The 25,392-nt window shown below is 60.7% G+C and carries 24 protein-coding genes and 1 tRNA gene; 11 read left to right on the forward strand and 14 right to left on the reverse strand.

Annotated features, from left to right (window positions below):
• Window positions 1-2 precede the first annotated feature (2 nt).
• The 7 genes from ACQY1P_RS13665 to ACQY1P_RS13695 all read right to left on the reverse strand — a co-directional run bounded on the left by ACQY1P_RS13665 (window position 3) and on the right by ACQY1P_RS13695 (window position 7,425).
• Complete coding sequence (locus ACQY1P_RS13665; protein WP_430256630.1) at window positions 3-1,469, reverse strand: cryptochrome/photolyase family protein; 1,467 nt, start codon at window positions 1,467-1,469, stop codon at window positions 3-5.
• Window positions 1,470-1,493: 24 nt separating this feature from the next.
• Window positions 1,494-2,711, reverse strand: coding sequence for a molybdopterin molybdotransferase MoeA (locus ACQY1P_RS13670; protein ID WP_430256631.1), 1,218 nt, complete (start codon window positions 2,709-2,711; stop codon window positions 1,494-1,496).
• A complete protein-coding gene (gene moaC, locus ACQY1P_RS13675; RefSeq protein ID WP_430256632.1) occupies window positions 2,711-3,190 on the reverse strand; it encodes a cyclic pyranopterin monophosphate synthase MoaC in 480 nt (159 codons plus the stop codon). The genes ACQY1P_RS13670 and moaC overlap by 1 nt, the downstream gene beginning before the upstream one ends.
• Window positions 3,190-4,005 (reverse strand): indole-3-glycerol phosphate synthase TrpC, encoded by an 816-nt coding sequence (gene trpC, locus ACQY1P_RS13680; RefSeq protein ID WP_430256633.1) that lies wholly within the window; start codon window positions 4,003-4,005, stop codon window positions 3,190-3,192. The genes moaC and trpC overlap by 1 nt, the downstream gene beginning before the upstream one ends.
• 4 nt (window positions 4,006-4,009) lie before the next feature.
• On the reverse strand, window positions 4,010-5,026 hold the full coding sequence (gene trpD, locus ACQY1P_RS13685; protein ID WP_113110505.1) for an anthranilate phosphoribosyltransferase: 1,017 nt from the start codon (window positions 5,024-5,026) through the stop codon (window positions 4,010-4,012).
• A gap of 19 nt (window positions 5,027-5,045) precedes the next feature.
• Window positions 5,046-6,938 (reverse strand): SurA N-terminal domain-containing protein, encoded by a 1,893-nt coding sequence (locus ACQY1P_RS13690; RefSeq protein ID WP_430251729.1) that lies wholly within the window; start codon window positions 6,936-6,938, stop codon window positions 5,046-5,048.
• A gap of 325 nt (window positions 6,939-7,263) precedes the next feature.
• On the reverse strand, window positions 7,264-7,425 hold the full coding sequence (locus ACQY1P_RS13695; protein WP_092662350.1) for a hypothetical protein: 162 nt from the start codon (window positions 7,423-7,425) through the stop codon (window positions 7,264-7,266).
• Between the two features lie 351 nt (window positions 7,426-7,776).
• On the opposite strand from ACQY1P_RS13695, the gene ACQY1P_RS13700 reads away from it, so the two are divergent.
• The 3 genes from ACQY1P_RS13700 to ACQY1P_RS13710 are packed head-to-tail and all read left to right on the forward strand — an operon-like array spanning window position 7,777 to window position 11,435.
• Window positions 7,777-9,972 carry an ATP-binding protein gene (locus ACQY1P_RS13700; protein ID WP_430256634.1) on the forward strand — a complete coding sequence of 732 codons (2,196 nt, stop codon included), beginning with the start codon at window positions 7,777-7,779 and terminating at the stop codon, window positions 9,970-9,972.
• A complete protein-coding gene (locus tag ACQY1P_RS13705; RefSeq protein WP_062456905.1) occupies window positions 9,965-10,423 on the forward strand; it encodes a response regulator in 459 nt (152 codons plus the stop codon). The genes ACQY1P_RS13700 and ACQY1P_RS13705 overlap by 8 nt, the downstream gene beginning before the upstream one ends.
• Window positions 10,424-10,427: 4 nt before the next feature.
• A complete protein-coding gene (locus ACQY1P_RS13710) occupies window positions 10,428-11,435 on the forward strand; it encodes a sensor histidine kinase (protein WP_430256635.1) in 1,008 nt (335 codons plus the stop codon).
• 82 nt (window positions 11,436-11,517) lie between these two features.
• On the opposite strand, the gene ACQY1P_RS13715 is transcribed toward ACQY1P_RS13710, so the two are convergent.
• A complete protein-coding gene (locus ACQY1P_RS13715; RefSeq protein WP_082476293.1) occupies window positions 11,518-11,937 on the reverse strand; it encodes a response regulator in 420 nt (139 codons plus the stop codon).
• A 133-nt stretch (window positions 11,938-12,070) separates the two neighbouring features.
• Window positions 12,071-12,160 (reverse strand) — tRNA-Ser (locus ACQY1P_RS13720).
• Window positions 12,161-12,484: 324 nt separating this feature from the next.
• Here ACQY1P_RS13720 and ACQY1P_RS13725 point away from each other — a divergent pair.
• From ACQY1P_RS13725 to ACQY1P_RS13755, 7 genes are all read left to right on the forward strand, one after another.
• Window positions 12,485-13,621 (forward strand): septal ring lytic transglycosylase RlpA family protein, encoded by a 1,137-nt coding sequence (locus tag ACQY1P_RS13725; protein ID WP_430256636.1) that lies wholly within the window; start codon window positions 12,485-12,487, stop codon window positions 13,619-13,621.
• Window positions 13,622-13,777: 156 nt separating this feature from the next.
• Window positions 13,778-14,947: a D-alanyl-D-alanine carboxypeptidase family protein gene (locus ACQY1P_RS13730; RefSeq protein WP_430256637.1), complete on the forward strand. Its 1,170-nt coding sequence runs from the start codon at window positions 13,778-13,780 to the stop codon at window positions 14,945-14,947.
• Between the two features lie 63 nt (window positions 14,948-15,010).
• Window positions 15,011-15,691 carry a dTMP kinase gene (tmk, locus tag ACQY1P_RS13735; RefSeq protein WP_430256638.1) on the forward strand — a complete coding sequence of 227 codons (681 nt, stop codon included), beginning with the start codon at window positions 15,011-15,013 and terminating at the stop codon, window positions 15,689-15,691.
• Window positions 15,688-16,719, forward strand: a complete 1,032-nt coding sequence (locus ACQY1P_RS13740; protein WP_430256639.1) for a DNA polymerase III subunit delta' — start codon at window positions 15,688-15,690, stop codon at window positions 16,717-16,719. The genes tmk and ACQY1P_RS13740 overlap by 4 nt, the downstream gene beginning before the upstream one ends.
• 94 nt (window positions 16,720-16,813) lie before the next feature.
• Complete coding sequence (metG, locus tag ACQY1P_RS13745; RefSeq protein WP_430256640.1) at window positions 16,814-18,370, forward strand: methionine--tRNA ligase; 1,557 nt, start codon at window positions 16,814-16,816, stop codon at window positions 18,368-18,370.
• A gap of 8 nt (window positions 18,371-18,378) precedes the next feature.
• Window positions 18,379-19,161 (forward strand): TatD family hydrolase, encoded by a 783-nt coding sequence (locus tag ACQY1P_RS13750; protein WP_430256641.1) that lies wholly within the window; start codon window positions 18,379-18,381, stop codon window positions 19,159-19,161.
• 4 nt (window positions 19,162-19,165) lie between these two features.
• Complete coding sequence (locus ACQY1P_RS13755) at window positions 19,166-20,023, forward strand: MBL fold metallo-hydrolase (RefSeq protein WP_430256642.1); 858 nt, start codon at window positions 19,166-19,168, stop codon at window positions 20,021-20,023.
• A 301-nt stretch (window positions 20,024-20,324) separates the two neighbouring features.
• On the opposite strand, the gene ACQY1P_RS13760 is transcribed toward ACQY1P_RS13755, so the two are convergent.
• On the reverse strand, window positions 20,325-20,705 hold the full coding sequence (locus ACQY1P_RS13760) for a glyoxalase/bleomycin resistance/extradiol dioxygenase family protein (protein WP_062456878.1): 381 nt from the start codon (window positions 20,703-20,705) through the stop codon (window positions 20,325-20,327).
• Between the two features lie 69 nt (window positions 20,706-20,774).
• Window positions 20,775-21,548, reverse strand: a complete 774-nt coding sequence (locus ACQY1P_RS13765; protein WP_113110515.1) for a DeoR/GlpR family DNA-binding transcription regulator — start codon at window positions 21,546-21,548, stop codon at window positions 20,775-20,777.
• 127 nt (window positions 21,549-21,675) lie between these two features.
• On the opposite strand from ACQY1P_RS13765, the gene ACQY1P_RS13770 reads away from it, so the two are divergent.
• Entirely contained in the window at window positions 21,676-22,839 is a 1,164-nt protein-coding gene (locus ACQY1P_RS13770; protein ID WP_430256643.1) for an MFS transporter, read from the forward strand.
• A gap of 14 nt (window positions 22,840-22,853) precedes the next feature.
• Here ACQY1P_RS13770 and ACQY1P_RS13775 read toward each other — a convergent pair whose 3' ends face one another.
• The 3 genes from ACQY1P_RS13775 to ACQY1P_RS13785 form a co-directional block, all read right to left on the reverse strand.
• A complete protein-coding gene (locus ACQY1P_RS13775) occupies window positions 22,854-23,333 on the reverse strand; it encodes an N-acetyltransferase family protein (RefSeq protein WP_430256644.1) in 480 nt (159 codons plus the stop codon).
• 67 nt (window positions 23,334-23,400) lie between these two features.
• The gene (locus tag ACQY1P_RS13780) at window positions 23,401-23,985 is read right to left on the reverse strand and encodes a DnaJ domain-containing protein (RefSeq protein WP_113165235.1); all 585 of its coding nucleotides are present in this window, start codon (window positions 23,983-23,985) and stop codon (window positions 23,401-23,403) included.
• Between the two features lie 165 nt (window positions 23,986-24,150).
• The gene (locus tag ACQY1P_RS13785) at window positions 24,151-25,296 is read right to left on the reverse strand and encodes an MFS transporter (protein ID WP_174196646.1); all 1,146 of its coding nucleotides are present in this window, start codon (window positions 25,294-25,296) and stop codon (window positions 24,151-24,153) included.
• Between the last annotated feature and the right edge of the window lie 96 nt (window positions 25,297-25,392).

Here is a 25,392-nt window from a genome sequence, read left to right on the forward strand (position 1 = left end):
TTCTATTTCAGCGCCTTGTATGCGGCGAGCGCCCGGTCGCGGGCAAAGCCGTGATCGACGATGGGCTCTGGATAGGTCTTGCCCAACTCGATCCCGGCCTTCTCCAGCACCGCCGCCGGCGCCTCGAACGGCTTGTGGATGTATTTACGGTCGAGCTTCGCCAGTTCGGGCACATGCTCGCGAACGTAGTCGCCGTCAGGATCGAATTTCTCGCCCTGCAGGATGGGGTTGAAGATCCGGAAGAACGGTGAGGCATCGGCGCCGCTGCCGGCCACCCACTGCCAGTTGGCGGAATTGTTGGCAGGATCCGCATCGACAAGCGTATCGCGGAACCACTGCTCGCCCTTGCGCCAGTCGATCATCAGATCCTTGATCATGAACGACGCCGTGATCATCCGAACCCGGTTGTGCATATAGCCGTGTTTCCACAACTGCCGCATACCGGCATCGACGATCGGATAACCCGTCATACCCTTGGTCCAGGCCGTGAATTGTTTGGCATCGTATTGCCATTCGAATGCGTCGAACTTGTCGTCCCAGTTCTCGCGATCGAGGCCGGGAAACTCGATGAGCAGACCGTAGCAGAAATCGCGCCAGGCAAGCTCGCGGCGGAAGTGCGACACGTCTTCCGATGTCTTCGCCGGAAGTCCTCTCGTCTCGTACCAGATGCGGGCCGGGGAAATCTCACCATGGGTTAGGTGGGCAGATAGCGAAGACGTCGCGTCGATCGCCGGAAAGTCCCGACCGCGCTTGTAGTCGTGCAGGTCCCTGTCGATGATGTCCTTTAACTTCTCCCGCGCGCCCTGTTCTCCCGGTGTCCACATTTCGGAAAAACCCGAAGCCCAGTCCGGCTTTGCCGGCAGCAGGTCCCAGCCGTCCAGGCTTTCCGAACGGGGAAATTGCTTCGGGGCAGGGATGGACTTTGGGGTATCCATCGGCTCGTGCGGTTCGCCGAGCTTCTGCATCGCGTTCCAGAACGGTGTAAAAACCTTGAATGGCTTGCCCGCCCCCGTGCGGATCCGGTCCGGCTCGTGGAGAAGCTGGCCATGAAAGGCGCTGATGGCGATGCCCTTGTCTTTGAGGGCGACCGCGATTTCACGGTCGTAGTCCGTGCGTTCATAGGCGCGGTTGACGAAGACGGAGCGGGCGCCGGTCTTGTGGGCGATGTCGGACAGAAAATCCTCGGCCTTTCCCCTAACGAGAATGAGGTCACTGCCGAGCGCTTTCAGCGCGCCCTTGAGTGCCGTCAGCGAATGATGCAGCCACCATTCCTGCGCGCCACCGAGAGGCCCGATGTTCAGTTCGTCGGGTTCGCGGATATAGACGGGGATGACCGGGCCGCCGGCATCGATCGCGGCATTCAGCGCCGCATTGTCATCGAGACGGAGATCCTTGCGAAACCACAGGATGGTCGGAATGTCTTTGTCAGTTGAATGATCGGCAGGCACGCGCTTCTCCGTTCGAGGCATCGCAAAGGACGCCTGGAAAGCGCCTTAGGAACGAATGAGCAATATAGGGCAGGGTGCACCGGCAGCCAGCTCCGGAGCGTGCGGAGGACGCACGATAAGGCCGTCGGATCGCGAAAATATCTTCATCATCGACGAATCCTGCTTTCCGAAAGCCTTTGCAACGAGATTTCCCGCCGCGTCACGCGTCACGCTCGCGCGAACATAGTCCTGCCGCTGGTCGTTCGCCTTCATTTGCTCCGCTGTGACACCCATGACCTCGCGGTTCCTCTCGCTGAGATGCGCGAGCTTTCGCAGCAGCGGCTCGAGGAAGAGGAGACTGGTCACAAGGCTTGCGACCGGGTTGCCGGGCAGGCCCAGCACATGCATGCCGTCGAGCGAACCGACCATCAGCGGTTTGCCGGGACGCATCGCGATCCGCCAGAAATCGAGTTCCATACCGGCGCCCTTCAGCGTCGACTGGACGAGGTCGTGATCGCCGACAGAAGCTCCACCGAGCGTGACCAGCACGTCGGCCTTTTCGAGCTGCGCCCGTGCGACAGCTGCAGCGATATCCGCCTGGTTGTCCTTGACGATGCCAAGGTCGAGAACCTCACCGCCGTTGGACCGCACCAGTGCGGCGACGCCGAACGTATTGGAGGCAATGATCTGCGCGGTCGCCGGCACACCGCCAGGAACTACAAGCTCGTCACCGGTCGCAAGGATCGCGACCCTTGGTCGCCGATAGATCCCAAGCGTCGGATGGTTCATCGCGGCGGCGACGGTCAGATGGGCGAAGTCGAGCTCTGTGCCGCGCTTGAGGACGATCTCGCCCTCTGCAAAATCCTGGCCGCGGGGCCGCACATGCCGTCCTTCGACGACGGCAAATGCAGTGCGGATCCGGTCGTCCGCGATTCGCTCGGCATCTTCCTGGATGAGGACGGAATCAGCGCCCTGCGGCAGAGGTGCACCCGTGAAGATCCGCACCGTCTCGCCCGGGCCGACAATGCCCTCGAAGGCATGGCCCGCAGACGCCGTCCCGATGACCGACAGTTCCGTGCCGATCGTAGACGCGTCCTCTGCCCGTACTGCGTAGCCGTCCATGGCGGACGCGTCGAACGGTGGCTGTGTCAGCCTCGCGGCGAGATCGGCAGCCAGCACGCGACCGTCGGCCTCGCCGAGCGGGACATTCACGATATCGTCGATCGGACGCGCTGCAGAGAGCAGCCGGCTCCTGGCATCCGCCACGGGGAGTAGTGCCTTCATCAGCCCTCCAGGCGGTATGTTCCGGACTTGCCGCCGGTCTTCTCGAGAAGCTGGATGCCGCCGATCTGCATGCCTTTGTCTGCGGCTTTCGCCATATCGTAGATCGTCAGGCAGGCAACGGACACCGCCGTCAGCGCTTCCATCTCGACACCGGTCTTGCCGGTCAGCTTGGCGGTCGCCGTGACGCGCAGGCCGGGCAGGGCGGCGTCTTCGGTAATCTCGACCGAGACCTTGGTCAGCATCAGCGGATGGCAAAGAGGAATGAGATCGCTGGTCTTCTTCGCCGCCATGATCCCGGCGAGCCGCGCCGTGCCGATGACGTCACCCTTCTTGGCATTGCCATCCAGAATCAGCGCGAGCGTTTCTGGAAGCATCCTGACATGACCCTCGGCAATCGCCGAGCGCACAGTTTCGGTCTTGTCGCCGACGTCGACCATATGCGCTTCGCCGGCCGCATCGATATGGGTGAGTGTTGCCATTATTCGGCCGCCTGTGCGGAGGGCTTGCCGGACAGCAGCAGCCGCGTCGCCGCAGCAACGTCGTCCTGACGCATCAGGCTTTCACCGACGAGGAAGGTCTCGATATGAGCCTTCTGAAGCCGCTGGCAGTCGGCATAACTGAAAATGCCGCTTTCGCCGACCAGAAGACGATCGCTCGGCACCATCGGTGCAAGTGTCTCACTGATGGCGAGATCGAGCTCGAACGTGCGCAGATTGCGGTTGTTGATCCCCACCAGCGGTGCCTCGAGCTTCAGCGCCCGCTCCATTTCAGGGGCGTCGTGCACTTCGATCAGCGCATCCATGCCAAGCTCGCCGGCGACCTCGTAGATCGCAAGCGCGTCGTCATCCGACAGCGCCGCCATGATGATCAGGATGCAGTCGGCTCCCCAGGCGCGCGCTTCGTGCACCTGGTAGGTCTCGAACATGAAATCCTTGCGCAGAACGGGCAGGGCGCAGGCAGCCTTTGCTGCGACCATGAATTCCGGCGCACCTTGAAAGCTCGGCGTATCTGTTAGAACAGACAGGCAGGCTGCACCGCCGGCCTCATAGGCTGCGGCGAGCGACGGCGGATCGAAATCTGGACGGATCAACCCTTTCGAAGGGCTCGCCTTCTTGATTTCGGCAATGAGACCAAAAATGCCGGCATCCTTCTTGGCCTGCAACGCACGCAGAAAACCGCGCGGAGCAGGCTGGTCGGCGGAACGAGCCTTCAGCTCAGTGAGCGGTACACTCGCCTTGGCCGCTGCGATTTCCTCGCGCTTATAGGCTTCAATCTTCTTGAGAATATCCGCCATTCGCTCAATCCTTCTCGTTCGATACGGCCACAAGCCGGTCAAGCGCTGCAGCGGCATTGCCGCTTTCGAGCGCGTTCGTGGCGATCGTCATGCCATCCTTCAGCGTTTCGGCCTTTCCGGCGACGACAAGCGCTGCCGCCGCGTTGCAGAGTGAGATGTCACGGTATGCATTCTTCGCCCCGCCGAGAACCGCCCGCAAAGCCTTCGCATTGTGGATTCCGTCACCACCCTTGAGGTCGGCAAGCGTTGCCTGCGGCACGCCAAAATCGGCTGGGGTCAGTTCAAAGGAGCGGATACTGCCGCCCTCCAGAGCGCAGACCTGCGTCACGCCTGTCGTGGTGATCTCGTCCAAACCCTGGCCATGCACGACCCAGACAGTCTCGGAGCCGAGACCGCGCAGCACCTCTGCGATCGGCTGCAGCCATTTCGGATCGAAAACGCCGAGCAACTGACGCTTGGCGCCTGCAGGGTTCGAGAGAGGACCTAGAATGTTGAAGATCGTCCGCGTGCCCAGTTCGACGCGGCTAGGCCCCACATGGCGCATCGCGGCGTGGTGCATCGAGGCGAACATGAAACCGATCCCGGCCTCGCGAATACAGCGGGCAATACGCTCCGGGCCAATTTCAAGGTTGACACCGAGGGCTGACAAAGCGTCCGCCGTGCCCGATTTGGAACTCAGCGCCCGGTTGCCATGCTTGGCGACGGGAACGCCTGTACCAGCCACGATGATCGACGCCAGTGTCGAGATGTTGTAGGTGCCCGCACCATCGCCACCGGTACCGACGATATCAACGGCATCGGCTGGTGCGTCGACCCGCAGCATCTTCTCGCGCATGGTCGTTACGGCGCCGGAAATCTCCGCCACCGTTTCTCCTCGTACGCGCAGCGCAATCAGAAACCCGCCGATCTGCGAGGGCGTCGCCTCGCCGGACATCAGAATGTCGAACGCCTGACGCGCCTCATCCAGCGTGAGGCTCTCCCCGGCAGCAACTTTGGCGATGAAGGGTTTCAGCTCAGGCATTCTTTGGCTCTCAAGTCGCTTAGTATTGCGCGGGCGCAGCCGACTGATTGACGGCGGCCTGGTTGATCGAAACACCGTAGGTGTTCTTGAGGCTGTTGACCATCTGATCGAGCATGTCATCGCCGGCAGAATTGGCCATGCGCTGGAGTTGCTCGTCGCCGGCGAGCGCATCGCTCGTGGCCTGATCGACCGCCGTCACCTTCAGAAGAAGGCGGCTCTCGCCGTCGGATCCGAGCGCTGTTCCAGTCACGCCGACCGGTCCGGCAAAGGCTGCCGCAATCGCCTCGTTGCCGAAGATGGCGTCCTCGCCGTTGCGGCGCAGGCCGGACTTCGTTTCGATGGCGACGCCGAGATCCTCAGCGATTACTGCCAGCGTCTCGCCCTTGTCGAGGCGACCCTTGAGGTCGGCCGTGCGTGCCGAAAGCGCCTGACGCTGCTGATCAGCCGTCCAGTCGGCAACGGCCCGGTCGCGGACTTCGCTAAGCGGACGTTCCCGTTCCGGCGTGACGTTGCGGACCTCGAACCAGACGAAGCCGTCCGTGCCAACCGTCAGCGGCAGCGTATCCGCGCCGGGATCGGTGCGGAAGACGTCGGTCAAAAGCGTGGTGCCACTGGGGAGATCCGCAATGCGCTTGTCCTGCGGATCAAGACCGGATGCATTGGCCGTGACCGTGACGAGCTTGAGGTTCAGATCCTTTGCCGCGTCTTCAAGCGTCGTCCCGTTGCTGCGCAACTCCTCGAAGCGGTCATGTGCCGTGTTGAGTTCCTGCGAGGCGGCAGCGACCGCCATCTGCTGGCGCAACTCGCCCTTGACTTCATCGAAGGCGCGGGTGGTTTCCGGGCGAACGTTGGAGACCCGTAAAATGACGGGACCGAATGTACCTTGAACGGCTGGCGTGATGCCGCCATTCGCGCCAAGCTTGAAGGCCGCTTCTGCAATTGCCTCATCCGGAACAGCGTCGCGGGTAAAGTCGCCGAGGCGAACGTCGGCTGCGGTTTTGCCCTGGTCCGCCATGACCTGGTCGAACGTCGTCGTTCCGGCGCGCAACTGCGTCGCCGCGGCTTCTGCCATTTCCATGTTGGGGAAGGGCAGCTGCTCGATGGTGCGCGTCTCGCTCGTCTTGAAGCTGGCGATCCGCTTGTCGTATTCGGCCCGCGCCTGCTCGTCGGTGATCGAAGACGCATCCGCGATGTCGGATGGCTGCAGCTTCACATAGGCAAACGTGCGGTATTCCGGGGCCCGATAGCGGCTCTTCGCACCTTCGAACCACTGCGCCAGAATATCATCCGTCGGTGCTTTCACGGGATCGATATTGGCGTTCGACAAAAGTAGATATTCGACTGTGCGGCTTTCGTCCCGATACTGCTTCAATGCATCGATCAGAACCTGCGGCGGCTTGAACCCGTCGGACACCGATTCGACGATCTGGCTGCGGACAGCAACCTTGCTGCGCTCCTTGATGTAATCGTCCTCACGAAGGCCGGCATTGCGCAGGCGGGAGGTGAACAAGGCACGGTCGAACTGACCGTTGACGCCCTGGAATGCAGGGTCTTCGCTGATCAGGATACCGAGCTTGTCTTCTGAAAGACCGAGATTCATGTCGTCGGAAAGCTGATCGAGCGCAGCGCCTGCGGCGAGCTGTGCGAACACCTCGTTCTCGACGCCGAATGCACGTGCTTGTTCCGCGGTCAGCGGTGCGCCGAACTGACGACCGATATTAGCGACCTGTCGCTGATAGGCCAGCCTGAACTCTTCAGACGAGATCTGCTGATCGCCCACCGTCAGGACGGTATTGCTGTTCGATCCGATCAGGGAGTGCGAAATGCCCCAGATGCCGAAGGATGCGGCAAGAACCAGGAGCAGGAGTTTTGCGACCCAGGAGCGGGCTGCGTTTCTGAGCGAATTGAGCATCGGCGATATTACCTATCAGTCGTAGTGCCGCCTTTCCGGCGGTTTGAGCGAATGTCTCTAGAACAATCTGCAACGGAAATGAAGGCGTTGACGCGCAAAAGCGCGCAGGCACCACCAATGTCCGCGCCACTGACTATTTCGTGAAGGTAATGGCAGGGATTATACGACCACGACAGTCATGACAGCCGGCCCCGGTGGGCACTCTTTCCCCGCTAGTGATCGAAACGACCCGGTTCGGCGAACGCTGCTCGGCGTCTCCACGGGCGAGCCGTCTCAGGCCCAGCGTCGCGTCCGCTCATTCGCCGCCAGTGTACGTTTTAGCGCGTTAGTGGTAGGTTTCGGTAGAGACGTCGTCGTCCATGATGCGAAATGCTTCGTAAAGCGCTTCGACGAGCACGTCGGTAAGGCTGTCGCCATCGCCGTCCTGCAGGAAAAGGCCAATGGCCTGTTCGGATGGCTGGCTCGTGTGTTCGGTTTCTTTAGACATTCATTGTCCCCTAACTGTCGCGATTGATTCCGACAAGGGCAGGCTAGATAATCGCGCTTGCGTGGAACTGGAGTTCTTCTGGCGCGAAGAGACGCGGCGCCGACAATCGTAAAGGTGAGCAATCACTGTTTGAGGACCATTGGCATTCATCCGAATCTTGCTCGTGTTTGTCAGCGAATAATGAAGTTGGGACGGCGAAGTTCCCTCGATTCCGAGCCGATGGGTAGCGGCTCGGTTTACATGAATCGTCCAGTTTGTATTTTGGCTTGTGAAACGACAGGACTAATTTAGAAGCCTGTTTGGCTCTGAACCGCGGTGGAATGCGGGCGGAGATGAGGGAGAAAAAGCATTTTGGATCGATCGGAAATCAACCTGGAATCCTGCGCGCAGGAGCCGATCCATATACCGGGTGCGATCCAGCCGCATGGTGCGCTGATCGTTCTGCGGCCGGCTGATCTCACGGTCCTGCAGGCAAGCCGCAATGCCGGCGCGTTTTTTGGTGCCGATCTGCGCCTCGGCGGTCCCGCGCCGGTGATCCTTGATCCACTGAATGACGACATTAGAAATTGGCATGAGTCGAGCGAAGCCGTTTTCCAGACAGATATCTCCGATGCAACACTGACGGCGCATCGATCTGGTGGACTTGTTATCCTGGAAGTCGAGCGTTCGGGAGCGCAGACACTCGGCAGCCTGTTTGCGCGCCTGCGCGGTTTTGCGCAGGTTCTGTCGACGCAGGCCGATGTGGCGGGTTCGCTTGCGGCGGCCGCTCGCTTTGTTCACGACCTGACAGGGTTCGATCGCGTCCTCGTCTACAAGTTCGACGACGACTGGAACGGACACGTTGTCGCGGAAGCAGGCAATGGCAGGTTGCCATCGTATCTCGACCTGCGTTTCCCGGCGGGCGACATACCGGCACAGGCGCGTGCGCTTTACGCCGCCAATCGCTTGCGGGTCATTCCCGACGCATCCTATGAACCTGTGCCGATAGACGCTGGTCGCGAATCCGGGACCGCAGGCAGTCCGCTTGATCTGAGCTTCTCGCAGCTGCGCAGCGTTTCGCCGGTGCATCTCGAATACATGCACAACATGGGCACGGCCGCATCCATGTCCATGTCTATCATAATCGACGGACACCTTTGGGGACTTGTCGCTTGCCATAGCGCCCAGCCTCACATGGTTCCGGTCAGGGTGCGCGATGCCTGCGACTTTATCGTCCAGTCGCTCGCCATGCGGATCGCAGCGCAAGTTCACTCCCAGGACGCCACCCGCCGCGTCGAGCTGGCGCGCATCTCCGGTGATCTTCTGCGGGCAATGACATCTGCCTCGTCCTGGAGCGAGGGATTGGAGACCTTGCCGAAGGATCTGGTCGCGCAGGTCGGTGCCTCGGGAGCCGCCATTATTGCACAGGGAGAGTGCCACAAGGTGGGGATCACCCCGACGGACGACGAAGTTCGCTCCATCGTCGGCTGGCTTTCCGGCAGAGCGGACGACGACATCTTCGCCACCACATCGCTTGCTGCGGACTTTCCATCGGCTGAAGCGTTTGCCGGCGAGGCAAGCGGCATCATCGCCATTCGTTTGTCCGAGCTTTACGAAAACTGGCTGATCTGGTTCCGGCCCGAGGTGATCCGCACGGTCCAGTGGGCTGGAGACCCGCATAAGATTGTCCAGGAAAAAGGACGTATCCATCCGCGGAAATCCTTTCATGCCTGGAGCGAAAATGTCCGGCTCCATTCTCAGGCCTGGAGCGAAGCAGAACTTTCTGCTGCACGCGACCTTCGCAACGCGATCGTCGGGATCGTCTTGCGAAAGGCTGAAGAGCTGGGTGAACTCACCAGCGAACTGCAGCGCTCCAACAAGGAGCTTGAAGCTTTCTCCTATTCGGTGTCGCACGATCTGAGGGCGCCGTTCCGGCACATCGTCGGCTTCGCTCAGTTGCTGACAGACCGGGAAAACAGTCTCGACGAAAAATCGCGCCACTACCTTCGGACCATCTCCGATTCGGCACTGGCAGCGGGCAGGCTCGTGGATGGCCTGCTCAATTTTTCGCAGCTGGGGCGTGCCTCGATCACCCATAAGCATGTCGACATGAACAAGCTAGTCGCCGAGGTTGTGAAGAGCGTGATTCTGAACCAAGACGACCGAGCGATCTCGTGGTCGATCGAGCCGTTGCCGACCGCCTGGGGCGATGCCACGCTGTTGCGGCAGGTCTGGTTCAACATCATCGAAAACGCGGTAAAGTACAGCAGGCACCGCAACCCCGCAGAAATCCGCGTCCGGGGCTCCGTCAAAGGCGATGTGACCACCTACAGCGTCAGCGACAACGGCGTCGGGTTCGACATGGCTTATGTCGGCAAACTGTTCGGGGTCTTCCAGCGGCTCCAGCGCGCCGAAGACTTCGAGGGGACCGGTATCGGCCTTGCTCTTGTGCGCAGGATCGTCGAACGCCATAACGGAAGCATTACCGCCCATGGGGAAGTGGACAAGGGCGCAACCTTTGTCTTTGCCCTGCCAGGCCCTGAGAAGAAAGGCCGCGCTCATGCCTGAACTACGCCCGATACTGCTTGTCGAAGACAGCCCACGCGACCTGGAACTCACGCTCGCCGCGTTGGAAAAGTGCCAGCTTGCCAACGAGATTGTCGTTGCTCGCGATGGCGCCGAGGCGATCGATTATCTCTTCGGAACCGGGATTCATGAAGGTCGCCCGTCCGGCGATCCGACCGTCGTGCTGCTTGATCTGAAACTGCCCAAGATCGATGGTCTCGAAGTCCTCGAGCGTGTCAAGAAAGACGAGAGACTGCACCACATTCCGATCGTCATGCTGACGTCGTCGAGGGAAGAGCAGGATCTGGTGCGAAGCTACGAGCTCGGCGTCAACGCCTTCGTCGTGAAGCCTGTCGAGTTCAAGCAGTTCTTCAAGGCCATTCAGGATCTCGGGGTATTTTGGGCTCTCTTGAATGAACCACCTCCTGGATACCGCGCCAAAGACGGAGGCTAACAGAGTGCAGCACAATCCACGCCTACTCATGCTGGAGGACAGCCCGCTCGATGCCGAATTGATCCGCGAGCAGCTTGAACTGTTGACGAAAAAGCCGGAGATCCGTCTCGTCAGCAACCGCGGTGAATTTGTGAAAGCGCTGGAAGCGCGCGATTTCGACCTCATCCTTTCGGATTTTTCGCTGCCCGATTTCGACGGTATGGCGGCGCTGGACATGGCAAGCCGCGAGGTGCCGGAGATACCATTCATCTTTGTCTCCGGTATCCTCGGGGAGGAGGCCGCAATCGAATCGTTTCGGTGTGGCGCGACGGACTACGTTCTGAAGCAACGGTTGATACGCTTGCCCGCTGCCGTCGAGCGGGCACTGGCGGAGGCTCACGAGAAAGCCGAGCACCGGCGTGCGCAGAACCAGAAGGAACTGCTCGTCCGCGAACTGAGCCATCGGGTGAAAAATACCATGGCCATGGTCATGTCGCTCGTACGCCGGACTGCAAAGAGCAGTCACACGGTCGATGACTACGCGTCGAACCTGCTTGGCAGGCTTCGGGCGATGGCTGACGCACATGCGCTCCTGTTCGAAACGAACTGGAGCAAGGCGGAGCTTGCCGACGTCGTACGTCGAACCCTGGCACCGTATATGGAGGGCCGCGGCAACCGGTTCGTGATCGATCCCGGTCCGACCGTTCATCTCGACCCGAAGTCCGCGCTGGCGCTCAGCCTGGTCTTCAACGAACTGACGACCAATGCGGTGAAATACGGCGGACTGTCACAGGATGGCGGTCATATCGCGATCAGCTGGGTGCGCGACGCCGTGAAGGAGGGAAAGGCAACCATTACGCTCACCTGGCAGGAGATTGGCGGCCCGACCGTCACGCCACCCGAGCAACAGGGTTTTGGTACGACGCTGGTGGAGCGAAGCATCCAGTATGAACTCCGAGGGAACGTCGAAATAGACTATGCCGAGACAGGCCTCGTTTGCCGGATCACCTTCCCGATACCGTCATTCGACTGAAGTTCGGAACTCCGGCGCGGCTGCCCCTTTAGGCGCCGCGTCGAAACTGTGTCAGAACGAACTTTGATGAGCGCCCGAGCGCCTAGTTCCGGATCTTCGACGAAGGCGCGTCACGTGGCTCCTGAGTGGCCCCGAATGTCTCTTCCATCAGCGAGGAAAGCTTGTGGGCCGTCCAGGGCTTGGGAAGCAGCGGCAATCCCTTCAGCCTCGTCTTGACTTCCGGCAGCTCGGCGTAACCGGTGCAGACGATGATGGGGACAGAACGTGCCTGCAGTTCCTCGATCACCGGAAAGGACAACTCGCCGTGCAGGTTGAGATCGACCACCGCGCCGGCAAGCTCGTTGCGAGGGATGGCATCGAGCGCATCGACCAGACGTCCAAACGGTCCGACGACTTCGTGTCCACGGTCGAGGAGGTAATCCTCCATGTCCATGGCAAGAAGGAGATCATCCTCCAGCAGGAGGATTTTCGCGGATTCGGTATAGGCTGTGCTATCGGACATCATTTCACGCATGGTTAAAACAGGAAGTTGCGAAATGGCGAGCGGTACGCTTTTTTCAAGGGCAAAAAGCCCGCAAGCATTACAGACGTGATGTGTATGGAACGCTGCCACTCTTTTCGGTGCGATCGGCTGATGGCGGAAGAGGTGGGATTCGAACCCACGGTACGGTCTCCCGCACGCCGGTTTTCAAGACCGGTTCCTTAAACCACTCGGACACTCTTCCTCGCTGTCAGGCTTTATAATCGCAGAACTGCCGTCGTCAACTGGAGATGCGCTTCGATTGCTGCACTGGTACCCTAGTCTTTGGCGGGGAAGGCGGCAATCAAAGTATTAATAGAATATTACTTTAAGTATCCGTTAACCATACTGGATACAATTTTAATTACTCAACAGTTTTCGTTCGCATTTTAGCCACGAAAAAAGCAAATCTAGGCATCCATCAAAGACGGGGCCGGACGGGTCTCGCTTGGTTCATTGATCGGAACGACGAATCGATCTTCGAGGCTCAAGCGCTCGTTGTGGCAAGAAATTATGGGGCGGACAGGTTTTGCGTTTGAGTGGCGGTATTGTTTCGCTAAGTGCGAAGTGGCTTGGCATGACGGTGGTTTTCGCGGCGATGGCATCCTGTGCCACGACAAAGCCGACGCCTGAACCTGCGCAGAAGCAGGTACGCAGCAAGGAATACTTCTCCGAGAAGGAGTATGGCGTCAAAGCCAGTCCGCGCGTCGTCAAGGACGGACAGCCGGTACCGAAAGGCGGCGGTCGCTTTATGGTCGGCCAGCCTTACCAGGTGAGGGGCAAGACCTACGTTCCCAAGGAAGATCCGCAGTATAACAAGAGTGGTCTCGCATCGTGGTATGGTTCGGCCTTCCATGGCCGTTATACCGCAAATGGCGAGGTCTATGATTCTGCCAGCCTCACGGCAGCCCATCCGACGTTTCCGCTGCCGAGCTATGCCCGCGTCACCAATGTCGAAAATGGCTCGTCGGTCATCGTCCGCGTCAACGACCGCGGCCCGTATCACGCCGGCCGCATCCTCGACGTGTCCAGCAAGACGGCCGAGCTCCTCGATATGAAGCGTTCGGGCACTGCCAAGGTCAATGTCCAGTATGTCGGCCGCGCTCGTATGGATGGTGAGGATACACCGTTCCTGATGGCGTCCTACATCCGCAAGGGCGATCGACTGCCGTCCTTCAATCCGGGTGGCGGTCAGAGTTCAAGCGGCGTGATGGTCGCGTCGAACCAGCCATTGCGTGACCAGATGCAGAGCTTCGGTTCGTCCGTACCGACGCCTGCCGCCTATCCGAGCCGTGCGCAGAGCAACGCATCCTCGAAGAGGGGCTTCCAGCAGGCCGAGCAGTATGCGGCGTCGCCGCGCCCGGTCGAGCGTTCGACGGCTGAGACGGTTCGTGCACAAGCACCGCAGCGACAGGTCGCGGCAGTTGCGCCAAAGCCGGCACCAGTTCAGGCTCCGACCCAGAAGGCGATCGCAGCCCCGGCTCAGCAGCAGGTTGCAAGCCAGCAGCGTTACGTTCAGCCAGTCGCTCCGGCGCGGGCAGAACAGCAGATCCGCCCGGTCGCAAACCCGGCACAGCAGGCCTGGACCTCCGAAACTGCCTATGTCGAGCCGCCTAAGGGCCACAAGCAGCAGGTCATGTTTGGCAACGTCCTGCTGCAGGACTAAGCGGCCCGGCACGGCTCGCCCCTGAGGCGACGCGTCTGACGTCCCGATCGGCAGCGCGTTGTTCGCGCTGTCTTCCACAAAACATCCTATCTCCGAAAATTGATTCCGGTTCGCGGATCGATGCTGTAGGCATAGGTCGAAAACGTTTCTGGGGGCATGATGCGACGCTTTCTGTTTTCGGCCTGCCTGTGCGTCACGGCAGCCTTTTCCGCGACACAGACCGTGTCTGCGCAGGACGCCGCACCAGCCTTCGCGACCAAGGCCAGACAGGTCTATATGGTCGAGGAAAAGACCGGCACGGTGCTGCTTTCGGCAAACGAAAACCAGTCTCTTCCTGCTGCCTCGCTCGCCAAGCTGATGACCATGGAAGTGGTGTTCAGCGCGCTCCAGCGCGGCGAGATCACGCCCGAAACCAGCTATCCCGTAACCGAGTTCGCCTGGCGCACCGGTGGCGCGCCTTCCGGCACTACGACCATGTTTGCGGCGCTAAAATCGCAGATGAAGGTCGACGACCTGATCCGAGGCGTGATCATCCAGAATGCCAACGACGCCTGCATCATTCTGGCAGAAGGACTGTCCCGCTCCGAGGCCGAATTCGCGACGCGCATGAACGCGCGCGCCAAGGATCTGGGGCTTACGCGCTCTGCATTCGGCAATTCGACGGGCCTACCGTCTGCCGAAAGCCGGACCACCACCCGTGACATGGTGGAACTCGCGCGGCACCTTCAAAAGACATATCCGCAATACTACCCGCTCTATGCCCAGCCGGACTTCACCTGGAACAAGATCTTCCAGCGGAACAAGAACCCGCTGCTCGCGCTCAATCTCGGCATAGATGGGCTTGGCGCGGGCTATGCGGAAGGCGCAGGGTTTTCGTTCGTCGCGTCGGCACAGCGTGAAGGCACACGGCTTTTCCTCGCCATGGGCGGGCTTGCCAGTGACAAGGAACGGGTGGAAGAGGCGCGCCGGGTGATGGAGTGGGGGCTTTCCTCGTTCCAGACCAAGGTGATCTTCGCGCAAGGCGAAGTGATTGGTCAGGCAAGCGTCTATGGCGGCACGACCCGCCACGTCGATCTCGTCGCGCAGGAGCCCGTCGATCTCTACCTTCCGACCGACAGCCCGGATCGTCTTTCGGGTCAGATCGTCTACCGCTGGCCGCTCCGTGCTCCCGTCACGAAAGGACAGGAAATCGGCGTTCTCAGGATCTCATCCGGAGACCGGCTGGTCCGGGAAGTGCCGCTGATGACGGCCGATGCCATCGAGAGCGGCACACTCTTCAACAAGGCCACCGATGCGGTTCTGGAACTGATGTTCTTCTGGCTTTGACATGTTCCGTGCCGCGTCGATATGGGCTATGAACCGTCCGACAGGCGCAATACGGAATTAGGTGTGACACAACAATCCGGGCTATTCGTGACATTCGAAGGCGGGGAAGGGGCGGGTAAATCCACTCAGATCCGCAGGCTTGCCGATCTCCTGCGCAGGCGGGGTTACGACGTTCTGATGACCCGCGAGCCTGGCGGTTCGCCGGGCGCCGAAGCGGTTCGCCACGTCCTGCTGTCGGGTGCAGCACAAGAGTTCGGGACAAGGCTGGAAGCCATATTGTTTGCGGCGGCCCGCAACGACCACGTCGAGGAGGTCATCCGGCCGGCGCTCGCAAGCGGCGCAATCGTTCTCTGCGACCGCTTCATCGATTCCTCCCGCGTCTACCAGGGCGCCACCGGCAATCTGGAGTCCGATCTCATTGAGGCCTTGCAGCGTGTCGCGATCGACGGCGTCAAGCCGGATTGTACCGTGATCCTCGATCTGCCCGCAGAAATCGGCCTTGGCCGTGCCCGCAAACGCGCGCCGGACGAAGCCCCCGACCGTTTCGAGCGGGAAGAGATCGAGACCCACGAAACGCGACGCCAGGCTTATCTCGCGATTGCCACCGCCGATCCCGGCCGCTGTCACGTCATCGATGCCGACCGCGACGAGGAGATCATCGCCAAGGAGATCGCAGCGCTGATCGAGCCCATGGCTTTGAGCCTCGGCGCTGATCAGGCGGGCGGCCCGGGTTCATCCGAATGAGCGACCAGGATCCGCACATTCTGGACGGCGCCATTTCGCCCGCCAGAAATCCGCACCTGTTCGGCCATCGTGCCGCGGAGGATTTTCTGAGTGCCAGCTACAAAACGGGCAAAGGCCATCACGCCATCCTGATCGAGGGGCCGGAAGGGATCGGCAAGGCGACGCTGGCCTTCCGTTTCGCCAATCATGTCCTCTCCCATCCGGAGCCGGAAGGCGCGCCTGATCACATTGCCGATCCGGATCCAGACAGCGCCGTCAGCCGCCAGATCGCCTCCGGCGCCTCGCACAATCTCCTGCATCTATCTCGTCCGGTCGACGACAAGACCGGAAAGATGAAGACGGCCATCACCGTCGATGAAGTGCGGAAAGCCGGGCACTTCTTTTCCCAGACATCCGGGACCGGAAACTGGCGCATCGTCATTATCGATGCGGCCGACGACCTCAACCGCAACGCAGCCAACGCGATCCTCAAGATCCTCGAAGAGCCGCCGCGGCGTGCGCTTTTCCTCGTCCTGTCGCATGCCCCCGGACGGCTCTTGCCGACCATCCGGTCCAGATGTCAGCCGCTCAGGCTGTCACCGCTCAGTGATGCCGATCTTGCAAGCGCGCTCGCAGCCCTCGGCAGCCCACTCGATGGCGGCAAGACCGAGGAGATGGTGCTGACTCAATCCAAGGGAAGCGTCGCGCAGGCACTCAAACTTCTGAATTACGGCGGCGCCGATATCATCTCGGCATTCGACGATGCCGTCTCTGCCGACGGACCGGCCGCGCGCAAGGCGATGCACCGGCTCGCCGACGTTCTCTCCGGCAAGGACAGCGATGTCATCTTCGGCTTCTTTCTGGAGCATCTGTCGGACCATCTCGTCAAACGGGCGAGGGAGGCCGCATTGTCAGGCGATCTCGCCACGGCGGACCGCAGGGCAAAGCTGGTTTCCGATATGACCGAGAAGTTGAAGATCGCCCAGGCCTATAACCTCGATCGCAAGCAGACGCTGATGTCCATTCTCGAGAGCGCCAGGCTCGTCTGATCGTCGATCCGGACCATGGCGGGAAGTTTGGGTTTCGCTTGTCTGCAACATGCGCTAAGAGCGGCGTGACTTAACATCTGTCCGAGTACAGCCCATGCCGAACAAGACACCTTTCTATATCACCACCGCGATCTCCTATCCGAACGGCAAGCCGCATATCGGTCACGCCTACGAACTGATCGCGACGGATGCGATGGCGCGCTTCCAGCGCCTCGACGGCAAGGATGTCTTCTTCCTGACGGGCACGGACGAGCACGGCCAGAAGATGCAGCAGACGGCCCGCAACGAAGGCATTTCGCCGGAAGCGCTAGCCGAGCGCAATACCGAACAGTTCCGGGAAATGGGCAAGCTGCTCAATGCCTCGAACGACGATTTCATCCGCACGACAGAACCGCGCCACCATCAGGCGAGCAAGGACATCTGGAACCGGATGTCCGCTGCCGGCGACATCTACAAGGATACCTATGCGGGCTGGTATTCGGTCCGCGACGAGGCCTACTATGCGGAAGACGAAACGCAGCTGCGCGACGGCACCCGCTATGGTCCGCAGGGCACGCCGGTCGAATGGGTCGAAGAGTCGAGCTACTTCTTCAAGCTGTCCGAATACGGCGACAAGCTGCTGAAGCATTACGAGGATCATCCGGACTTCATCGGCCCGGCCGAGCGCCGCAACGAAGTGATCTCCTTCGTGAAATCCGGCCTGCGCGATCTCTCCGTATCCCGCACCACGTTCGACTGGGGCATCAAGGTTCCCGATGATCCGGCGCACGTCATGTATGTCTGGGTCGACGCGCTCACGAACTACCTGACAGCGACCGGCTACCTTGACGACCCAAATGGGCCGCGCGCCAAATACTGGCCGGCGGATGCGCATATCATCGGCAAGGACATTATCCGCTTCCACGCGGTCTATTGGCCCGCCTTCCTGATGTCGGCAGGTCTGCCGCTGCCCAAGCGCGTCTATGCCCATGGCTTCGTTCTGGCCAAGGGCGGCGAGAAAATGTCGAAGTCGCTCGGCAACGTGCTCGATCCGTTCGAACTGATCGGCCATTTCGGCCTTGATGCGATCCGCTATTACCTGCTGCGGGAGATCTCCTTCGGCCAGGACGGCACCTGCAGCGAAGACGCGATCGGCACGCGCATCAACGCCGATCTCGCAAACGGTATCGGCAATCTTGCCAGCCGCTCGCTGTCGATGATCGTCAAGAATTGCGACGCGAAGATCCCGGCACCCGGCGAATTGACCGACGCAGACCGGCAGATGCTGGCCTCCGTCGATGCGCTCCTGCCGATCTGCCGCGACGACATGGAAAAGCAACTCGTTCACCGCGCGCTGGCGGCAATCATAGCCGTCGTGTCCGAAACCGACCGCTATTTCGCAGCCCAGGCGCCGTGGGTTCTGAAGAAAACTGATCCCGCCCGGATGGAGACGGTCCTTTACGTGGCCGCCGAAGCGGTTCGCCAGATCGCCATCCTGCTGCAGCCGTTCATGCCGGACTCGTCGTCAAAGCTTCTCGATCTGGTGGCTGCACCTGCCGGATCGCGTGATTTCGCAGCACTCGGCGAAGTTGGCCGCCTGACACCCGGCACGGTGCTGGAAGCTCCAAGCCCGGTCTTCCCGCGCTACGTTGCGCCGCAGCCCGCGGCATAGGGCAAGTCATGCTGATCGATACCCATTGCCATCTGGATTTTGCGGATTTCGACTCCGAACGCGACGAACTGATCGAGCGCGCCCACGAAGCCGGTGTCCGGCAGATGGTGACGATCTCGACACGCGTCAGGAAGCTGGACAGCCTGCTGGCGATCACGGACAAATACCCATCGGTATTCTGCTCCGTCGGCACGCATCCCAACAATGCCAGCGAAGAGCTGGATATCCAGGCGGAAAACCTCATTCGTCTCGCCAATTTGCATGACAAGATCGTCGCGATCGGCGAAGCGGGTCTCGATTATTTCTACGACACGCAGACGCCGGCCGACCAGAAGACCGGTTTTATCAGACATATCGAAGCTGCACGCGAGACCGGGTTGCCGCTCGTGATCCATAGTCGCAGTGCCGACGACGACATGATCGAGATCCTGACAGCTGAAAGCGGGAAGGGGGCTTTCCCCTTCATTCTGCATTGCTTTTCGGCCGGACCCGACCTCGCCCGTGCCGGCATCGAGCTTGGTGGCTATGTATCCTTCTCGGGCATCCTGACCTTCCCGAAATCCGAAGAGATCCGGTCCATCGCGAAAACGCTGCCGACGGACCGACTGCTGGTCGAGACCGATGCACCTTATCTGGCGCCAAAACGCTGGCGCGGAAAGCGCAACGAACCGTCCTACGTGGTCAATACCGCAGAGGTGCTGGCCGATGTTCACGGCCTGACTTACGAAGAGATGGCTGCGATCACGACGGAAAACGCGTTCCGCTGCTTCTCCAAGATGCCGAGGCTTTGAGGTGATGGCGGCCCGGGTCGGAACGAGCACCGGATATCGGCGGCGCTTTACCGTTCTCGGCTGCGCGTCTTCGCCGGGCGTACCGCGGCTGAACGGCGACTGGGGCGATTGTGACCCGGAAAACCCGAAGAACCGGCGCACGCGCGCCTCGTTCATGGTGGAGCAGATCGCGCCGGATGGCGGCAAAACCGTTGTCGTGATCGATACCGGCCCGGACTTTCGCGAGCAGATGATCGCCGCAAGCGTCCAGCGCATCGATGCCGTTCTGTACACCCATCCACACGCCGATCATCTGCACGGGATCGACGATCTGCGCGGCTATTTCATTCTGCAGAAGCACCGCATTCCGATCCATGCCGATCCGCCGACGATGGACCGCATCCGCCAGGGCTTCGGCTATTGCCTGGAAACACCGGCCGGCGGCAGCTATCCGCCGATCGTCAAGCCGGTGCTGATCGAGACGATGGACGCGCCGATCGTCATAGACGGTCCGGGCGGTGCCATCCGGTTCCAGCCGCTCAGGCAGATCCACGGCGATATCAATTCACTAGGCTTCCGGATCGGCAACGTCGCTTACTGCAGCGATGTCAGCGACTTTCCGCCGAAAACCGTGCCGAAGCTCACAGGACTGGATACGCTCATCATCGACGCGCTCCAGTACCGCACGCATCCGAGCCATCTTTCACTTCAGCAGGCACTCGACTGGATCAGCCATCTGGCGCCAAAGCGCGCGTTGCTGACCCACATGCATATTCCACTGGACTACGATCGCGTCATGGCTGAAACGCCGGGCCATGTCGAACCGGCCTATGACGGTTTGGCGTTCGAAGTCGATGTGACGGCGGATGATCTGCAGCTCTAAGGGAGAAGGCCAAGGTATTTAGCTTCCAGCCACATCCTTTAGTTCCATAATCTATCTTATCTGATCTTTGGATGTTGCTGCAAAGCTGGACTGTCACACTCCCCGCATGTGAGTAGCGAGCGCTATCTGCGGCGGATCGAAGTTTCGTCCAAGGCCGGATCTTGCTTGATGACAATAGTGTCACTGGCGCATGGTCTTGACCTGAGCGAGCGCCGGATCCGCCGGATCACATCCCATACGTTTCAGTACCCAGAACATTGATGATCGAACGCAACAACTTTGTGCGCCGTCGGCATCGCGTTCAAACGGTGATCTCGACGGCGCTACCATCCGGCATCACGATGACGGCCTCGTAGAACCCGTCACCGGTCCATCTGGGTCCTGACCGCAGACAGCCGGCCAGTCGGCAACGTTCCGCCAAAGCATCGACTGCACTCTCGCTGCCAAGGGCGATGGCGATATGATCCCAGCCAACGCTTTCTTCTGTGGCGTCCGTCACCCATGGCCCGGACATGAGCTCGATCTGGTCCTCTGCACCGGGCAGGTTGGCGAACCTCGATGTGAACCCTACCCTGTTCTTGCTGTGGTAAGGTTCTCCCACCGTTGCGCCGAAATAGGTCTCGAAAAACCCGGCAGCGGCGTCGAGGTCGCGGGTCCAAAGTGCTGTGTGGGCGATGCGCATGGGTCGTTGAATTCCTCGTTTGACGAACGTGCGAAGCTACGAAAGATGCGGACGTTGCCGCCACATGCTTCACGTCGACGGAGAACCGCCATCTAGTGCGACATGCACCTGGACATCGCACCGCGCGAAGTCTCCGCGGTCGAATTCGCCATCCTCCACGATGAGATGATCGATCATCGACGTGTCCGCGACCTTGAACGGCGCGACTGTGCCGAGCTTCTCGGCCGTCGCGGCGACAACGAGAATGCTGCTCTGGTTCACCATGGTCCGCTTGAGTTCGGCTTCGCTCGGATCGAGCGCAGTGACGCCGGCGATGCTGTCCACGCCGCATACGCCGATGATGAACATGTCCGCATAGACCTGCATGGCTTCACGTATCGCCTGCGGCCCGAGGCACGCGCCTTTCGCCTGATCGTACAGACCGCCGAGTACAATGACCGTGAAGTTCGGTCGGTCTGATAGCGCCGTCGCAATCACCGGCGCGTTCGTGATGATCGTCAGCGTCTGGCTCGGATCGAGCGCGTTCGCGACCGCAAGATTGGTGGATCCGGCGTCGATGAACACGGTCTGGCCGTCCTCGACAAGCCGCGCCGCCGCCCGTGCAAGACTCGACTTTCGATCCTTATCCAATGCAGTTCTGGTGGCCAGCGTGCCGAAATCCGGCGTCGGCAGAAGCGCGCCGCCATAGACACGACGGCAGAAGCCCAGCTTGGCGAGTTCGCGCAGGTCTCTGCGAACCGTGTCTTCGGAAACGTCGAACTGCGTCGCCAGCTCGCTCGCCACGACCTTGCCGCGGATGGTCAACTGCTCGCGGATGCGGTCGAGCCTCTCTTCTGTCAGCACGTGCCGGGTCCCTCATCAAAGTTTCTGCACGATCTTGCACATTCTTACGCATTCTGTAAACAGGGCACCATCAAGGACGGCGACGATCTCTGCCGAGGTCCAACGCTGTAATCCAGGAGCTACCGAGATGCCGAACGCCCAGATCCTCACAGGACGCCCCCCCACCGGAGGCCGACACCAATGGGCCACGCGCTCCAGCTTTCTCATTGCCGGCTCGGCCATGGCGGCCTGGGCGCCGCTGGTTCCTGTCGCCAAGGCTCGAATCGGCGTAGATGACGGCACGCTTGGCCTGTTGCTCCTGTGTCTTGGCCTGGGCTCTATCGTGACCATGCCAATGGTCGGCATTCTCGCGAGCCGCTTCGGGTGCCGGGCCGTCATCGTGGCAAGCACCCTCGCCCTTGCCCTCGTGCTGCCGCTGTTGGCGATCGCAGATACTATTCCAGCCATGGCGATCTCGCTGGCGCTGTTCGGGGCAAGTGTTGGCGCGGTCGACGTCGCGATCAATATTCAGGCCGTGATGGTCGAGAAGGATAGCGACCGCAACATGATGTCCGGCTTCCACGGTCTGTTCAGCGTTGGCGGCATTGTCGGCGCGGGCGGCATGAGCCTTTTGCTTGGTGCCGGCGTTTCACCCCTGACCGCGACCTTGATGTTCAGTGCGCTGCTGCTTGGCCTGCTGGCGCAATCCTTTCGGGGCCTCCTGCCCTACGGAAACCAGGAGACCGGAGATGCGCCGTTGTTCACCATCCCGCGCGGCATCGTGGCCTTCATCGGACTGCTGTGCTTTCTGGTTTTCCTTGGCGAGGGCGCGGTGCTCGACTGGAGCGCTCTGTTCCTCATCGGCGCACACGGTGTCGATCCGGCTCAGGCAGGCTTCGGCTACACGATGTTCGCGATAGCGATGACCGTCGGCCGGCTGACGGGCGACTGGATCGTCAAGACGCTCGGCGGCATGAAAGTCGTGGTCGGCGGTGGCACGATCGCAGCACTGGGTTTCCTGCTCACGGTCGTGGCCCCCAACCAGCCCCTGGCGTTTGCAGGCTTCCTTCTGGTGGGGCTCGGGGCTTCCAATATCGTGCCGGTGCTGTTCACAGCCGCCGGCAAGCAAACGCAAATGCCGCCCAGCCATGCGGTCGCTGCTATCACGACGATGGGCTACGCCGGAATTCTCATGGGTCCGGCAGCCATCGGTTTCGTCGCCCATCACTATAGTCTGGGTGTGGCCTTCGTTCTGGTTGCTGGCGGCATGGCGTTCGTCGCGCTCACCTGGCCTTTGACCGCGCGACGGTAACGGGCTGATCCGGCCTAGCCTTCAGCAAAGTCCCTGAGCTTGTCACCCGCCATTCGATAGCGGATCCACTCCTTCTGCGGTTCGGCACCGATCGCATCGTAGACACCGATCGCCGGTTCGTTCCAGTCGAGCACGCTCCACTCGAACCGTCCGCACCCGCTCTCGACAGCGATCTTCGCGAGATGCCGCAACAGCGCCTTCCCGGCCCCGAGCCCGCGAGCGTTCGGCGTCACGTAGAGATCCTCGAGATAAAGTCCGTTCCGTGCCTGCCATGTCGAATAATTGAAGAACCAGATGGCCATGCCGACCGGTTTGCCATCGCTTTCGCAGATCAGGCCGCGCGTGACAGATGTCGGGCCGAACATCGATGTCTCAATCGTCTCGACGGTCGCCGCAACCTCATGCTCGGCCTTTTCGAAGATCGCGAGTTCGCGGATGAAAGACAGGAGCGTTCCGGCATCGGCACGGGTGGCGTCTCGGATGGCAAGTGTCATGAAATGATCCGTGAAGTTTCGGCAACGCCAAATGTGATCGCCCGATGGCCGAGTGAGGGTCCGCGGCCTATTCGGCCGCGTCCTTTACCTCGGCGATTTCGATCTCGTAACTGTATCCGTCCAGCATGCCATAGGCCTGCTCGATGGTCTGGATCTCGGAATCGGCCTTGCTGATCGCATCGGCAATCGTTTCGCAGCGGGATTTCAGCATGCGACCCAGAACATCCGTTTCCGGCTTGCGGCCGATCCGGTTGATGTGATTGCGGATCCGGGCGCGGTGGCGCTCCATCTCGAGAATATGGAAGCGCGCATTGACGATCCGGTCCGTGAGCTTGCGCCGCATCGAGGAAACCGGATCAAAGCTGCCAGGCTCGCGCTCATCGAGGATCATCTCGTTGACGAGCATCTCCAAAATGACGAGACCCTGCAGGTCCTTCTTGTCGGCAAGCTCGGGATCGTAACCGGTGTCGTCATAGACTTTTCGGCGGATCGGGTCGTTCAGGAGCTCGAAGGATGCCTTCAGCTGTCCGAACGTTTCCGCATCGCCGCCGGTATCGGGATGGGCGGATTTCACCCGTTTGCGGTAGGCAAGCTTGATCGCCGTCACATCCGCCTCGCGCGAAACACCAAGAATTTCATAGGGATCGATCACAGTGCCACCTGTTTTCGGAAAGTCATATCAGAAAACGCCAATCCAGTCGTAGCGACGAAGTCCAGTCGGCTCAAGCCATTATCCATTCATGTGGCCAATTAGGGGCCATCAGCCGGCATGTCTTGCCCCTGCCCCAAAACCGACCGGTTTTCCACATGCAAGCGATCAACGCCTGAGACGAAACGGCCGGCGCCCATCGGCCACCGGCGCCATCAGGAAGCTGATGAGAACGGTCGGAAGCAAAACGACGAAGGTGGCAACCAGGCTCACATGCTCTGCAATGAAGCCCAGAAGCGGCGGCACCCCGATCGTGGAAAGCATCAGGGTCAGCGCGAGGGCTGCAAGATTGTCGGAGGGCTGTCCCTTGCCACGGGCAATCGTGGTCGAGACTGCCAGGGGAAAGGCCAGCGCGATCCCGCAGCCGATCAGAAACAGCGCCACGCCGGCAACGACGAGGTTTGCGGCGGTCACCAGCAGCACGATACCGAACGCGACGGCGATAGCGGATCCCCGGATCAGCGAGATCGGTCCTGCGACTTCCCGCAGCTTGTCGCCCGACAGCCGCGTCAGTCCCATGCCGACGGTGAAGACGGCGTAGAGGACGCCGGCCATCGCCGGATCCGCCCCCATTTCCTCGCGCAGAAAGAAGATCGCCCAGTCGTAGACCGCGCCTTCCACGATGCAGAGCCCGAACACCATGATGCAGATGAGGATGATGGTCTTGTCCGGCATGACGTATGCGGATTTTCTTTTCGTCGTCGGCGCAGCTGGCGCCGGGTCGGCGGCCGTCACCCGGAAGACGGCAAAGCAGGCTACGAGGACAAGTAGCGCCGCCACGCTCTGCTGCACAAAGGGCGATACGCCCTGCGCTGCGAGGAAACCGGACGCAAGCGATCCGAACAGAAGCCCGACCGACCAGAACCCGTGGCTTCTCGCCAGAACCTTTGTGCCGGTCCGCTGCTCGATACCGGCGGAGATCATGTTGGCGGACACATCGAAGATCGTGCGAAAAAAGCCGAACAGGAAGAAACCGAGGACAAATAAAGGGAGCGGCGCGGCCGCCAGGATCGGGCTCAGAAGCGCGACAATGGGCAGCGTGATGACCGCGGTCAGCCGTGGCGTAAGCCTATCGGTGATCCGTCCGGCCAGAGGTAGCGCCAGAAACGTGCCAACCGGGGCGCTCAAGAGCGCCATCCCGAGCACCGCCTTGTCGATGCCCATCGATTCCTGAATGGCCGGAAGCCGCGTGAACAGGGAAACGAACAGAAGAGCATTGCTGAAATAGAGCAGAGCCGGCGCTAGTAGGGTCATTACGGAATTCCGAAGCAATCACATCAGACACACTGGTGCACCGCGACTTTGACGACGACAAGACATGAACGTGGGACCCTGCCCTGCGTTAAGGTT

The sequence above is a fragment of the Neorhizobium sp. DAR64872/K0K18 genome (assembly GCF_050500175.1).
Lineage (GTDB): Bacteria > Pseudomonadota > Alphaproteobacteria > Rhizobiales > Rhizobiaceae > Neorhizobium > Neorhizobium soli.